Annotated in this window: 10 protein-coding genes; 1 reads left to right on the top strand and 9 read right to left on the bottom strand. The window is 67.9% G+C overall.

Annotation, left to right across the window (positions count from 1 at the left end; all coding sequences use genetic code 11):
- The first annotated feature begins 206 nt into the window (after positions 1-206).
- Positions 207-1,568 (top strand): UDP-glucose dehydrogenase family protein, encoded by a 1,362-nt coding sequence (locus NX778_RS12755; RefSeq protein WP_258812118.1) that lies wholly within the window; start codon positions 207-209, stop codon positions 1,566-1,568.
- A gap of 61 nt (positions 1,569-1,629) precedes the next feature.
- On the opposite strand, the gene NX778_RS12750 is transcribed toward NX778_RS12755, so the two are convergent.
- Genes NX778_RS12750 through NX778_RS12710 form a run of 9 tightly spaced genes read right to left on the bottom strand, consistent with a single transcriptional unit; the run spans position 1,630 to position 12,899 of the window.
- Positions 1,630-3,528, bottom strand: coding sequence for an XrtA/PEP-CTERM system amidotransferase (locus tag NX778_RS12750; RefSeq protein ID WP_258812117.1), 1,899 nt, complete (start codon positions 3,526-3,528; stop codon positions 1,630-1,632).
- Positions 3,516-4,688, bottom strand: coding sequence for a TIGR03088 family PEP-CTERM/XrtA system glycosyltransferase (locus tag NX778_RS12745; RefSeq protein ID WP_258812116.1), 1,173 nt, complete (start codon positions 4,686-4,688; stop codon positions 3,516-3,518). The genes NX778_RS12750 and NX778_RS12745 overlap by 13 nt, the downstream gene beginning before the upstream one ends.
- Entirely contained in the window at positions 4,685-6,232 is a 1,548-nt protein-coding gene (gene xrtA, locus NX778_RS12740; RefSeq protein WP_258812115.1) for an exosortase A, read from the bottom strand. Before xrtA ends, NX778_RS12745 begins: the two co-directional genes overlap by 4 nt.
- The gene (locus NX778_RS12735) at positions 6,232-7,431 is read right to left on the bottom strand and encodes a TIGR03087 family PEP-CTERM/XrtA system glycosyltransferase (protein ID WP_258812114.1); all 1,200 of its coding nucleotides are present in this window, start codon (positions 7,429-7,431) and stop codon (positions 6,232-6,234) included. The genes xrtA and NX778_RS12735 overlap by 1 nt, the downstream gene beginning before the upstream one ends.
- A 5-nt stretch (positions 7,432-7,436) precedes the next feature.
- Positions 7,437-8,534, bottom strand: coding sequence for a FemAB family XrtA/PEP-CTERM system-associated protein (locus tag NX778_RS12730; protein WP_258812113.1), 1,098 nt, complete (start codon positions 8,532-8,534; stop codon positions 7,437-7,439).
- Entirely contained in the window at positions 8,531-9,415 is an 885-nt protein-coding gene (locus NX778_RS12725) for an XrtA system polysaccharide deacetylase (RefSeq protein ID WP_258812112.1), read from the bottom strand. Before NX778_RS12725 ends, NX778_RS12730 begins: the two co-directional genes overlap by 4 nt.
- Entirely contained in the window at positions 9,412-10,425 is a 1,014-nt protein-coding gene (locus tag NX778_RS12720) for an XrtA/PEP-CTERM system-associated ATPase (RefSeq protein ID WP_258812111.1), read from the bottom strand. Before NX778_RS12720 ends, NX778_RS12725 begins: the two co-directional genes overlap by 4 nt.
- A 16-nt stretch (positions 10,426-10,441) precedes the next feature.
- Positions 10,442-11,986 (bottom strand): TIGR03016 family PEP-CTERM system-associated outer membrane protein, encoded by a 1,545-nt coding sequence (locus NX778_RS12715; protein ID WP_258812110.1) that lies wholly within the window; start codon positions 11,984-11,986, stop codon positions 10,442-10,444.
- Positions 11,967-12,899 carry an XrtA-associated tyrosine autokinase gene (locus tag NX778_RS12710; protein WP_370661335.1) on the bottom strand — a complete coding sequence of 311 codons (933 nt, stop codon included), beginning with the start codon at positions 12,897-12,899 and terminating at the stop codon, positions 11,967-11,969. Before NX778_RS12710 ends, NX778_RS12715 begins: the two co-directional genes overlap by 20 nt.
- Positions 12,900-12,910: the final 11 nt, after the last annotated feature.

The raw sequence follows: 12,910 nt of genomic DNA, 5'->3' as shown, positions 1-12,910 counted from the left end.
GAATGATCCTATCGGAAAAAAATTATTCGTGTAGCACGGTTTCGTGCGAGCAATAATTATCAAAATTTCTCTACTTTTGAACCGCGCGCACGATTGATTTGACTCGTTTGCAAGGCCGGAACTCGGCTGTTAGTCTTGCGTTTGTAACAATTTCTCTGCCAGCACAACGGTGCCCGGCCACACTGTCTCTTTCACGCAAAGCCTCTATGAAAATCTCCATCATCGGCACCGGCTACGTGGGTCTCGTTTCCGGCGCCTGTTTCGCGGACGTGGGCAATTCCGTGCTCTGCCTCGACGTCGACGAGCGCAAGATCGGCATGCTCAAGGCCGGCCGCATTCCCATCCATGAACCGGGGCTGGACGCCTTGGTTACGCGCAACACCCAGGCCGGCCGCCTGAGCTTTTCCACCAGTTACGATGTTGCAGTTGAGCACGCAGACATCATCTTTTTGGCGGTCGGCACGCCGCCGGATGAGGACGGCAGCGCCGACCTGAGCCACATCCTTGCGGCGGCGCGCAGCATCGGCCAGCGCATCACGCGGCCGGTGGTGGTGGTCGATAAGTCGACCGTCCCGGTGGGCACTGCCGACAAAGTGCGCGCGGCGATCCAGGGTGAACTGGACCGGCGCGGCGCGCAGGTCGAGTTCGCGGTGGTCAGCAATCCCGAGTTCCTGAAAGAGGGCGCGGCGATCGAGGACTTCACCCGCCCGGACCGCATCGTGATCGGCAGCGACAGCGCGCACGCGACGCAGCTGATGCGCCAGCTGTACACGCCGTTCAACCGCAACCACGAGAAGCTGGTGCAGATGGACGTGCGCAGCGCCGAGCTGACCAAGTACGCCTGCAACGCCATGCTCGCGACCCGCATCAGCTTCATGAACGAGGTGGCCAACCTGGCCGAGCTGCTGGGCGCGGACATCGAAGCGGTGCGCCTGGGGATGGGCATGGACCCGCGCATCGGGCCGCACTTCCTGTACGCCGGCATGGGCTATGGCGGCTCGTGCTTCCCGAAGGACGTGAAGGCGCTGGTGAAGACGGCGCAGGAACATGCGCGGCCGATGCGCCTGCTGGACGCGACCGAGCAGGTCAACGAGGCGCAGAAGAACGTCCTGTTCGAGAAGGTGGCGCGCCATTTCGGCGGCGCCGATAAGCTGCGCGGGCGCACGATCGCGCTGTGGGGGCTGTCGTTCAAGCCGAACACCGACGATATGCGCGAGGCGCCCAGCCTGGTGCTGATCCGCAGCCTGTTCGCGGCCGGATGCAAGGTCGCGGCTTACGATCCGGTGGCGAGCGAGGAGGCGGCGCGCGTGCTGCTGGCCGAGCACGGGCCGGAGCGCTGCGCGGGCATGCTGCGCATCGCGGCCACGGCGGCGGACGCGGTGCGCGGCGCGGATGCGCTGGTGCTGGTCACCGAGTGGAAGGAGTTCAAGTCGCCGGACTTCGGCATGCTGGCGCGGGAGCTGGCGGAGAAGGCGGTGTTCGATGGCCGCAATATCTATGCGCCGGAAGCGGTGGCGGAAGCGGGGCTGTATTACGAAGGAATCGGGCGCAGGGCGCGCGCCGCTTGATCAAAAAGCGGGCTTGCGAGCCCGCTTTAAGTTTTATAGGGAACGACGTTCACTATGAAGCCTACGCCGCCTCCATCTCCTTGCGCAGGAAGGCCTCGAACATCAGCGTCGACCAGATCGGCGCGCTGTAGTCGCGGCGGCCGGATTCGTGCATCTCCACGATCTCGGCCAGGAAGGCGGTGTTGAAGATGCCGGTGCTCGCCAGGATCGGGCCAAGCAGCGCTTCGCGCACGCGCTGGCGCAGCGGGCCGCGGAACCAGGCCGCCAGCGGCACCGCGAAGCCCTGCTTCTTGCGGTACAGGATGTCGTGCGGCAGGTAACGCTCCATGCTCTTCTTGAAGATGTACTTCCCTTCGCCGTTCTTCAGCTTGATCGACGAGGACAGCCCCGAGATCCATTCGACCAGCTCGTGGTCCAGCAGCGGCACCCGCACTTCCAGCGCATGCGCCATGCTGGCGCGGTCGACCTTGGTCAGGATGTCGCCCGGCAGATAAGTCTTCATGTCGAGGTACTGGATCAGCGACAGCGGATCGTCGGTCGGCGCGTCGGCGGCATGGCCGCGCATCACGTCGATCGCGCGGTGGCCCTGCAGGCGCTGGCGGAACTGCGGCGTGAACAGGCGTTCGCGCATGGCGTCCGACATGATCGACACGCCGTGGAAGTAGCCTTCGACGAGGTCGCGCGCCAGCGATTCGAAGGTGGTCTTGGCACGCAGCACGCGCGGCGCCCAGTCGGCCTTTGGGTAATAGCGGCCGAGCGGCCCGAACACGTTGCGGCGCAGCGCCGGCGGGATCTTCGAGCGCACCGCATCCTCGGCCATCGCCAGGCGATAGCGGCGATAGCCGGCCAGGTTCTCGTCCCCGCCGTCGCCGGACAAGGCCACCGTCACGCGCTTGCGCGCCAGTTGGCACACGCGGTAGGTCGGGATCGCCGAGCTGTCCGCGTAGGGCTCGTCGTACAGCCCCGCCAGGGTGTCGAGCAGGGCGTAGTCGTCGGTGTCGACGGTTTCGGTGTGGTGGTTGGTCTTGTATTGGCGCGCCACCTCTTCGGCGTACTCGGATTCGTCGTAGGCCTTGTCGTTGAAGGCGATCGAGCAGGTGTTGACCGGTTCGCTGCCCAGGCCCGCCATCATGGCAACCACCGCGCTCGAGTCGACGCCGCCCGACAGGAAGGCGCCGAGCGGCACGTCCGCCTTCAGCTGGCTCTGCACCGCCGCACGCACGCGCACCGCCAGTTCGCCGGCCGCATCGGACTCGGTCATTTTCTCGTGCTGGGTGAAGGGCACGTCCCAGTAGCGCCGCGGCCCCGGCACCGGCTGGCCGACGCGCACCGTCAGGCAGTAGCCCGGCGCGAGCTTGCAGGCGCCGGCGTAGATGGTCTTCGGTTCCGGCACATAGCCGAAGGCGAAATAATCCTCGACCGCGGTCGGGTCGATCTCGCGCGACAGGCCGGGATAGGAACGCAGCGATTTCAGTTCGGAGCCGAAGATGAACATGCCGTCCGGCAGATGGGCGTAGAAGAAGGGCTTGACGCCCATGTGGTCGCGCGCCATGAACATGGTCTGCTTGTTGCGGTCCCAGACCGCGATCGCGAACATGCCGCGCAGGCGGTGAACGCATTTCTCGCCCCAGGCTTCCCACGCATACACGATGACTTCGGTGTCGCTGCTGGTGCGGAAGGTGTAGCCGAGCTGCTTCAGTTCCGTTGTCAGCTCGCGGTAGTTGTAGATCTCGCCGTTGAACACCACGCCGACGTCGCCGGCGGCGTTGAACATCGGCTGCAGGCCGTTGGCCAGGTCGATCACGGACAGGCGGCGGTGGCCGAAGCCGACGCCCGGCTCGACATAGATATCGCCCTCGTCGGGGCCGCGGTGATGCTGGGTCTCGTTCATCCGCCTGAGCAGCACGGGATCGATCGGCCGTGCGCCGCGGGTGTCGAAAATGCCGACTATTCCACACATGATTTGATGCTCTTTCTGAAGGAGGTTTTGCGTTCGAGCAGACGGTCGTAGAGCGCCTGGTAATTGGCGACCATCGCCGTCATCGAATAATGGGAGACGACCCGCGCACGCCCGGCCGCGCCGTGCGCCGTCGCCAGTTCGGGTGCGAGCAGGTAGCGCGCCAGCGCATCGGCCATCGCGGCGGGGTCGCGCGGCGCGACCAGCTGGCCGGTGACGCCGTCGTCGATCAGCTCGGGCACGCCGCCCACCCGGGTGCCAACCACCGGCAGGGCGCTTGCCATCGCTTCCAGCACGCTGCCCGGCGTGCCTTCCGCGATCGAGGAGATTGCGTACACGTCGAAGCCGCGCAGGATATCGGGAATGTCGGCGCGCGCGCCAGGCAGCCACACGAGGTCCGCCAGGCCGAGTGCGCGCACCTTGTCGCGCAATGACGGCAGCAGCGGGCCGTCGCCGACGATGGCCAGCCTGAGCGTGCCGGCCATGCCGGGCAGGCGCGCGCGAAGCAGGGCGAAGGCGTCGACCAGGGCCGCGTGGTTCTTCACGTCCTGGATGCGGCCGACCGTGCCGATCACCCGGCAGCCGGGGCCGAAACCGACATCGGGACGCGGCTCGCCATCGGCCGGGGGACGGAAACGCTCGGCGTCGATGCCATTCGGGAGCAGGCAGCTCTTGTGCCCGGGGACGCCGATCACCTTGCGGTTCCAGGCCAGCATGTCGCCGGAGTTGGCGTAGCAGCAGTGGTAGAAGGGCAGCATCAGCCGGCGCAGCAAGTTGTGCTTCCAGTTGCGGCCTTCGGGGTCGGCGCCGTCGCGTCCGTGCAGGCCGTTGACGCGCACCGGCACGCCGGCCAGCAGCGCCGCCGGGGCGTACTCGATGCCGGCCAGGTTGTAGGTGTGCAGGATCGCGGGGCGCAGGCGGCGCAGCAGCTTGAACAGGTCGGCGTGGGTGCCTGGCGACAGGCCGGGCTGCTTGTCCAGCGCGCAGATGTCAACGCCTGGCTTGCTGATCCTGCGCGCGAACTCCGTCGAATATCCCGCCAGCGTCACCACCACATGGCGGTAGGCGCCAGCCGGCATCCGGTTGATGCGCTCGACCAGCAGGTTCTCCATGCCGCCGACATCGAGCCTGTAGATCAGGTGGACGATCAGGTTCTCGTTCATCGCAGCGCCTGCGCCTGCCGCGCCGTGTCCAGTGCGAGGCCGATCGGTTCGAGGTGGTCGTCGAGGAAGGCGCGCATTGCGGCGCGCGCGGCTTCCGGCTTGTCCGTGAGCGGCGCGTAGACCATCAGCGCGGCGCCGTCGTCGCCGTGCACCAGCAGCTTGGAGCGCGCCTGCAGCAGCTTGCCCATGTAGGTGCTGGCGGTGTACTCGCCGCCGGTCCACAGCCATTGCCACACCAGCAGCGCACCGCCCTCGCGCTGCAACGTGGTCTCGCGCAAGGCCAGCGTGCGTCCCGCGACCTGCTCGCTGCGCGCCGAGGATTCAAGCTCGTGCCAGGCGTCCTTCGGATCCGCCAGGCGGTTGATCGAGGTGACCAGCTTGTGGCCTTCGTTCTGGTTGCGGTAGTACAGGATGGTCATGCCGACCGGAGCCAGGCCGCGCGCCTGCCATGCGCCGGAGAAGCCGGCGTCGGGTTCGAGGTAGCGCGGCGTCCAGTTGGTGAAGCCCGGCGCCGGCGCCCAGCCGATCCTGACGCGCTGGAACTTGACCGGGTCCGGATTGAAGTTGGCCTGGTCGATGTAGTAGCCGTAGGCGGGCCATGCCGCGGCCAGCGCCAGCACGGCGGCGGCCATGGTGACAACGCGGCCGGGAGCGGGCACCTGCGCAGGCGCCACCACGGCGCGCGCGGGCGGCTCGACGGCGTCGTCGCGCCAGTAGCCGCCGATCCAGAACATGATGAACATGACGAGGCCGAAGAACAGCCAGCCGTAGATCAGGTGGTCGACGCCGGTCGCCAGCTTCATGCCCGACAGGTGGCCGATCATCACGATCATGAAGGCGCGCAGCCCGTTGGCGATGATCGGCACCACCACCGACAGCGCGATGAAGGCGGCGCGGCGCAGCGGCGAGCGGTAGGTGAGGTAGGCGTACAGGCAGCCCAGCGTCACCGACGAGATCAGGTAGCGGATGCCGCTGCAGGCCTCGACCACCGACCAGCTCCCGCTGGGCAGCTCGAAGCGCGCGCCGTTGCGCAGCACCGGGATGCCGACCGCGCGCACCGCGGCCACGGTGAAGTCGGCGGTGAAGCCGATCAGCGGGTTGACGAAGATTTCGCCGAAGGGCACCGCGAACAGCAGGAACAGCAGCGGGAAGGCGAGCGCGCCGGCCAGGCGCGGCCCGAGCAAGGCAAGCGCCGACAGCGGGATCATGGCGACGAAGGCGTACTGGCGCAGCACCTGCACTTCGGCGCTGCTGGCCAGCAGCCAGGCCGCGCCGCACAGTGCGAGCGGAACCAGGGCCGGCCACCACGGGGCCGGCGCCATGCGGCTGAACACCTCGCGGCGGCGCCACACCAGCCACAGGCTGATCGGCAGGATGGCGTAGCCGTGGGCGAAGGTCTCGGAGCTGTTCCAGATGGCGACGATCGATTGCGCCGTGCCGAGGTAGAGCGCGAACGGGACCAGCAGGCACAGCCCGATCAGCAGCAGGCTGCCGCGCGCGGCGGGCACCGTCGGGATGCTGATGACGCCGGGGGGAGCTTTCATCAGCATTCGAGGCGCTCCCCGACGCAGGCCAGGTTGTGGAGCCAGCTGTAGTTGCGCTCGACCTTCGCGCGCGCGGCCTTGCCGATGCCATGCGCCGGCACGTACAGCAGGGCCGACACGGCGTCGACGAAATCGGCTTCGTCCTCCGCCAGCACCAGTTCGGTGCCCGGCTCGGCGTCGATGCCTTCCAGCGCCTGCGGCGTCACCACGACCGGGGTCGCCATCGCCATCGCTTCCAGCACCTTGTTCTGGATGCCGCGCGCCACGCGCAGCGGCGCCACCGCGACCTTGGCGTGGGCGATGTAGGGCCGCACGTCGGGCACGGTGCCGGTCACGGTCACGCCGGGATGCTGGGCCAGCGCCTGCACCGCGGAGGTGGGACGGGCGCCGACGATGTAGAAGCGCAGGTCGGCGAAGCGCGCGCGCAGCTGCGGGAAGATCGATTCGGCGAACCACTGCACGGCGTCGACGTTGGGCCAGTAGTCCATGGCGCCGGTGAACACCAGCGCGCGCTCGCCGTCCGCGTAGGGGCTGGCGTGCACCAGCTCGGGCGAGAAGTAATCGGTGTCGACGCCGTTGTTGAAGAAGCCGATCTTGCTGCCGCATTCGGGCGCAAGGCGGCGGAACAGGTCGGCCTCGGGCGCGGACACGAACAGCGAAGCGTCGTATTCGCGCGCCACGCGGCGCTCGTAGGACAGCAGCTGGCGCGCCTCATGGCGGTACAGCCAGTTCATCGGCCAGCTTTTCTTGTCGGCGTACTGGCGCCACTTGTCGGAATCGACATCGACGAAATCGACCACGCGCTTCGCCTGCGGGTACTTGTCCGCGTACTGCGCCATGGCCGAGGAGAACACCAGGATGCGCTCGACGTTAAGCCCGGCCACGGTCTGGTCGACCCAGCGCTGCAGGCCGCCGTCGCGGTAGTAGTCGAGCGACAGCGAGCCGCCCTTGACCAGCGCGCCCAGGCTCTTCACGCGCGCCGCCAACGGATTGAGGCTGACGAAGTGGCTGCTGGCGCACAGCTTCTCGACCTGCGGCACGTGCTGCCAGTCGTCCGGGTCGTCGATGAAGGTGGCCAGGTGCACGCGGTAGTGCTGGGCCAGGTGCTTGAGCAGGTGGTAGGAGCGGATCTTGTCGCCCTTGTTGGGCGGGTAGGGGATCCGGTGCACGAGCAGCAGGAGGTCTTCCTTGTGTTCCATGATGCTTACCCCAGGTTGCGGACGATGTAGGGGCCGAGCGCGTTGGCGACCGGCAGCGGCAGCTTCTTCCACATCTTGATGAAGAGCTGGTACTTGGGATTGAGGGGGTTGTTGTCCGGGAGCGCGGAGGCGCGATACAGCTTGTATTCGTAGGGCAGGGCCTGCGCCTCGAAGCCCCAGTTCTTCTTGAAGTCGTAGGCGCCGGTGCCCAGTTTGCTGCGGCCGAAATCGAACAGGCGGCAGCCGCGCGCCGCCGCGGCCTGCATCAGGTTCCAGTACATGAAGTCGTTGCCGGCCACGCTGCGCGCCAGTTCGGTGCCGCCGCCGTAATAGGGCACCACTTCGTCGCGCCAGTAGAAGCTCAGCACCGCGGACACCAGTTCGCCTTGCACGGTGCGGATCACGCGCACCTCGCACTCGTCGCCGAACACCTGCTGCAGCAGCGCGAAATACTTTTTCGGGAACACCGGCGTGCCGAGGCGGTGCACGCTGGCGGCGTAGGCCTCGAACATGCGCTCGACATTGTCCTCGACTTCGCCCACCAGGCTGAGCTTGATCCCCTTGCGCACCATGGCGCGCTGCTTGCGCGGGATCGCGTTCAGGTTCGCCTCATCGTCTTCGGTAATCGCCTTGCGGAAGGTGACGTACAGCTCCTTGGTGTGCCAGGCCGGGTCGTGCGGATGGACGCGCTGCATGCCACGGTATTCGAGATGGCCGACGCCCAGGCTTTCGGCCAGGTCGTGCGCCGCCAGATCGAGCATCCTCCGCGCGCCCTCGTTGAGCGCGGCCGGACCGCCGTAGACGCAGAAGGGCATCGCGCCCAGCGAGTGGCCGAACAGGCGGCTCCTGATCTCGGCCAGCGGCAGCACGCCCTGGATCCGGCCGTCCTGCTGCACGTAGTAGAACCAGGTCTTGATGCCGAACGATTCCTCGATCACTTCCTGCCAGCCGGACAGGTGGAAGAAGGTGGCGTCGGGACAGGTGCGGACAAAAGCGTCCCAGCGGCGGCGCTCGTGCGGCTGCATCAGGTGCAGGGTTTGCGGGCCGCTGGCGAGGATGGGCGCGGCGCGCCGCGCGGCGGGCAGTTCAACGATAGAGTTCATGGCTTGTCCAGGAAAATGCGGTCCATACGGTCCCACGCGAAGTCGCGCGTGAGCTGCCGGAGGCGGTCTTCCATCCGGCCGATGTTGAGGTAGTGGCGGAAGCGCGCCTTGGCCGGCAAACCGTCTGGACGCGGCTGGCCGGGGTCGAGCTCCCAGGGGTGGAAATAGAAGATGGCGCTGTGGTCGTCGACGCGGTTGACGCGCTCCATCAGCCAGCGCGACAGCGTGTAGGGCAGCAGCCGGAAGTAGCCGCCGCCGCCGGCCGGCAGGTTGCGCCGCATCAGGCGCGCGGTGGTGATCGGCACTTCCAGCAGGCCGTCCGGGCCGGCCGGGTAGAAGGCAAAGCGCGGCGCATCGGGCATGCCGTAGTGGTCGTGCCGGATCGGGTAGATGCTGGAGCTGTAGCGGTAGCCGGCTTCCAGCAGCGTGTCGAGCGCCCACAGGTTGGCTTCGCCGATCGAGAAGCTGGGCGCGCGGTAACCGACCACCTCGTGGCCGCTGATGTCTTCCAGCAGGCGCTTGCTACGTCGGATGTCGAAGGCGAATTCGGTGCGGCCCTGGTCGCTGGCGCGCAGGTGGCTGTAGCCGTGGCTGGCCAGCTCGTGTCCGTTGTCGACGATCGCACGCACCACGCCGGGATAGCGCTCGCCGATCCAGCCGAGGGTGAAGAAGGTGGCTTTGACGCCGGCCTCGCCGAACAGCGCCAGGATGCGCTCCATGTTGGCTTCGACCCGGCATTCGCGGCTGTGCCACGATTCGCGCGGAATGAAGGGCGCGAAGGCCGAGACCTGGAAGTAGTCTTCCACGTCGCAGGTCATGGCGTTGACGATGCGGCCGCCGGCGCGCTGGCGCGGCAGGGCCGCCGGTTCGTTCATCCTCATTTGCCGCTGTCTCCCTGGGCGATCGCGCCGCGCGGGCCGCCGACCATGTGCTTGAGCGCGGCCAGCACCGACAGCACCGAATGCTCGATGCGGGTCATGCGTTCGTCGACCGAGCCTGCGGGCGGTTCCGGCGCGGCCGCCGGCGCCGGCGCCGCCATCGGCACGGCGGGAATCGCAGGCGCGGTGTCGGCCGGCAGCTCGAATTCCTCGGCGATGTCGCGCACCACCAGCTCGACCTCGGCGCCGGTGAAGGCGTGCAGCTCCTCGAGATAGCCCATCAGCAGGATGCGGTCGCACAGGGTGTTGGTCTTGCGCGGGATGCCGCCGCTGTAAGCGTAGATGGCAGCGTGGGCGTCGTCGGAGAACGCGGGATCGCCCTTCCAGCCGACGGTCTGCAGGCGGTGCTCGACGTAGGCGCGGGTCTCTTCCGCGTCCATCGGCCCCAGGTGGTAGCTGGCGGTGACGCGTTGGCGCAGCTGCTGCATGCTGGCGCTGTGCAGGGTGGCGCGGAATTCCGGCTGGCCGAGCAGGAAGGTCTGCAGCAGGCACTGGCTGTCGGTCTGGAAGTTGGACAGCATGCGCAGTTCCTCGACCGTGCCTTCATTCAGGTTCTGGGCCTCGTCGACCACCAGCAGCGCGCGCTTGCCCTGCTGGTCGGTGATGCGCAGGAAGCGTTCGATGCGAGCCAGCAGCTCGCCCTTGCTCGCGCCCTCGGTCTGGATGCCGAAGGCGGCGGCCACGCTGCGCAGCGCGTCTTCCGCTTCCAGTTTCGTGTTGACCACGTGGGCGGCGACGATGCGGTCCTTGGGCATGCGGTTGAACAGGTTGCGCACCAGGGTGGTCTTGCCGGCGCCGATGTCGCCGGTGATGACGATGAAGCCCTCGCCCTGCGACAGGCCGTATTCGAGATAGGCCATGGCCCGTTTGTGGCCTTTGCTGCCGAAGAAGAAGTGCGGGTCGGGCCGCAGCTGGAAGGGTTTGGCGGACAAGCCGTAATAGGTCTCGTACATCTCGTTCTCGCTTCGCTTAAAACCGCATGGAGAGGGTGGCCGACACCGCGTTCTCGGTGTAGGTCTGCGTATTCAGGTTGCTGGAGCCGCCGTGCGCGCGGCGCACCTCGATCGCGGCCTGCGAGCGGCGGCTCAGGTCGCGCGTCACGCGAAAGCGCAGCTGGCTCACGTCCTGGGTGATGCCGGTGGTGATCGAGGTGACGCGGCTGATGTTGGCGATCAGGAGCGCGTTGGTGCGCGCCGAGGCGCGGTAGTTGTAGGCCGACGAGAAGCCGCGCTGGTGCACGTTGTCGTTGAGCGCGGCGATGGCGCTGCCCAGCAGGTCGCTGTCGGTCCGGATGGCCGACAGGGCGGTGCGCTTGTCGTCGAACAGCGACAGCATCAGGGTGCCGTGGGCGCCGTTCAGGGCCAGGCCGAGCTGGGCGTTCTTCTCGCGCAGCCAGCGGTTGCTCAGGTAGTTGATGCTGTCGGTGAGCGTGGGCGGCAGGCCGGTGGCCACCATATACGCCTGCACGGTCGCGGCGCGCTGCACCGGGTCGGGGATCGAGGCCGTGAACATCTTGTCCAGCATGGCGCTGGTGTCGTACGAAGCCGGCAGGAACATCTGCTGGCGGCTGTTGGTGATGGTGTCGCTGTAGTGCGCGGTCCAGACGCTGTGGCGCATCCGGTGGCTGGCGTCGAGCGCGCCGGTCGGGCCGTAGAAGCGGTGCCCGGCCGAGATGCGGATGTCGGTGCGCACGGACGGCGTACAGATGAAGCCGGCCGACCAGCTGTGGCCCGAGGTGCGCCCGCCCAGCGACTGGTAGTCGTAGCTGTCGTAGCCGGTGCCGGCGGTCAGCGCAAAGGTGCGCGCCAGGCGCCAGCGCAGCGTGCCCTGCACGTTCTTGGCCGAGGATTCGCCGAACAGCTTGTTGTCCAGGTCCTGGCGGTTGTAGTCGAGGCTCCAGCCGAGCGTGTAGAACGAGGGCCCGCTGGCCACGTTGGCGGTCCACGAGCGGCCTTCGCCGGTGCCGACCTGGTTGCCGCTTTGTTCGAGCGAATCGCGGGCGTAGCGCACTTCCACCGTGGCGGTGCTGCCGAAGCGGTGGCGCAGGTAGGGGCTGATGCGCCAGCTGCGCACATTGACCAGGTTCCCGGTGGCCCACAGGTTGCCCTCGGCCTGCGGCCCGAACGCGGAAGCCGTGCGCGGGCCGCCGCCGGCGCTGGCGTCGACATAGAACCAGTCGTCGACCACGCGTGCCTGGCCGTTGGCGCCGTACACGAACTGGCTGTCGCGGGTGCCCGGCAGGCGGCTGCCGGAATAGCCGAACAGGTGTTCCTGCGCCATCGCCTGCAGCGTGTAGCGCGTGCCGCTGCCGGCCAGCTGGAAGCCCGGCACCGCCTCGGTGACCCACGCCGTGCGGCGCTGGTCGTCCGGCTGCAGGTTGACGTTGTCGGTCACGGTCTCGGTCATCCCTATGGTCGGCGTGAAGCGCCAGCCGGCGTGCGCCGCCGGCGCGATCGACAGCAGCGCCAGTGCGAGCGGGGCCAGGCGCGGCAGCTTAGCCGTGGTGATAGCCATACAATGCATCGATCCCCGGAATGTCCCTGGTCTTGTTGTAGACGAGGTTGACGTTGCTGCAGCCTTCCAGCTGGGACAGCGCTTCCAGCACCGCGTGCTGGGTGGTCTTCTCGGCTTCCACCACCAGCGCGATCTGGCCCATGTGGGTGGCCAGCACGCGCGCCTCGCTGGTCGGCAGCAGCGGTGGCGAATCGAAGATCACCACGCGGTCCGGGTAGCGGGTCGCGATCTCGGCCAGCAGGGAGCTCATCGCCGAACTGGCCAGGAGTTCGGTGGCGCGCGGGGTCGCGGTGCCGGCCGGGAGGATCGACAGCGTGTCGACGTTCGTGCGCAGCATGACGTCGGCCACGTCCAGGCGCGCGTCGACCAGCACGTCCATCAGGCCGCGCTGGTTGGGCAGGCCGAGGGTGCGCAGCACCGAAGGGCGGGCGACGTCGGCTTCGACCAGCAGCACGGTGTGGTCGAGCTCCATCGCGATGCTCATCGCCAGGTTGATCGAGCACCAGGTCTTGCCTTCGCCCGGCACCGAGCTGGTGACCATGATCAGGTTGGCCGGGCGCTCGCCGGGCGCGCGTCCGGCGAACGCGCGCTGCAGCAGCGGGCGCTTGATGATGCGGAAGTCTTCCAGCAACTGGGTGCGGCCGGCGGCGGCGGTGACCAGGCCGCTGGCGCGCATGCGCTCCAGGTCCAGTTCCACGGTCCTGGGCACCGGCGCGGCCAGTGGCGCCGGCGCGGCGGCCGGGATCTCCAGCGCGGGCAGCGGCAGGGCCGGCGGCGCCGGCGGCAGGCCGCTCGTTGCGGTGCCGGGGACCGCCACTTCGCTGTACTCGGGGGCGGCGGTGGCGGGCAGGGGTTGGGCTGCAGCGCGCTGCAGGTCGATGCGGCTGGCCGCTTTTTCGATAAGGCTCACGATGACTCCTCGGA

It is taken from the genome of Massilia terrae (genome assembly GCF_024753145.1).
Taxonomy (GTDB): domain Bacteria; phylum Pseudomonadota; class Gammaproteobacteria; order Burkholderiales; family Burkholderiaceae_D; genus Telluria; species Telluria terrae.
This window is presented reverse-complemented; position numbering and strand designations above follow the sequence as displayed.

Excerpts from the sequence above, each read along its gene's own strand:
- NX778_RS12755 (WP_258812118.1), top strand. The coding sequence starts at position 207 with ATGAAAATCTCCATCATCGGCACCGGCTACGTGGGTCTCGTTTCCGGC.
- NX778_RS12725 (WP_258812112.1), bottom strand. The coding sequence starts at position 9,415 with ATGAGGATGAACGAACCGGCGGCCCTGCCGCGCCAGCGCGCCGGCGGC.
- NX778_RS12750 (WP_258812117.1), bottom strand. The coding sequence starts at position 3,528 with ATGTGTGGAATAGTCGGCATTTTCGACACCCGCGGCGCACGGCCGATC.
- xrtA (WP_258812115.1), bottom strand. The coding sequence starts at position 6,232 with ATGAAAGCTCCCCCCGGCGTCATCAGCATCCCGACGGTGCCCGCCGCG.
- NX778_RS12745 (WP_258812116.1), bottom strand. The coding sequence starts at position 4,688 with ATGAACGAGAACCTGATCGTCCACCTGATCTACAGGCTCGATGTCGGC.
- NX778_RS12735 (WP_258812114.1), bottom strand. The coding sequence starts at position 7,431 with ATGGAACACAAGGAAGACCTCCTGCTGCTCGTGCACCGGATCCCCTAC.
- NX778_RS12715 (WP_258812110.1), bottom strand. The coding sequence starts at position 11,986 with ATGGCTATCACCACGGCTAAGCTGCCGCGCCTGGCCCCGCTCGCACTG.
- NX778_RS12730 (WP_258812113.1), bottom strand. The coding sequence starts at position 8,534 with ATGAACTCTATCGTTGAACTGCCCGCCGCGCGGCGCGCCGCGCCCATC.
- NX778_RS12720 (WP_258812111.1), bottom strand. The coding sequence starts at position 10,425 with ATGTACGAGACCTATTACGGCTTGTCCGCCAAACCCTTCCAGCTGCGG.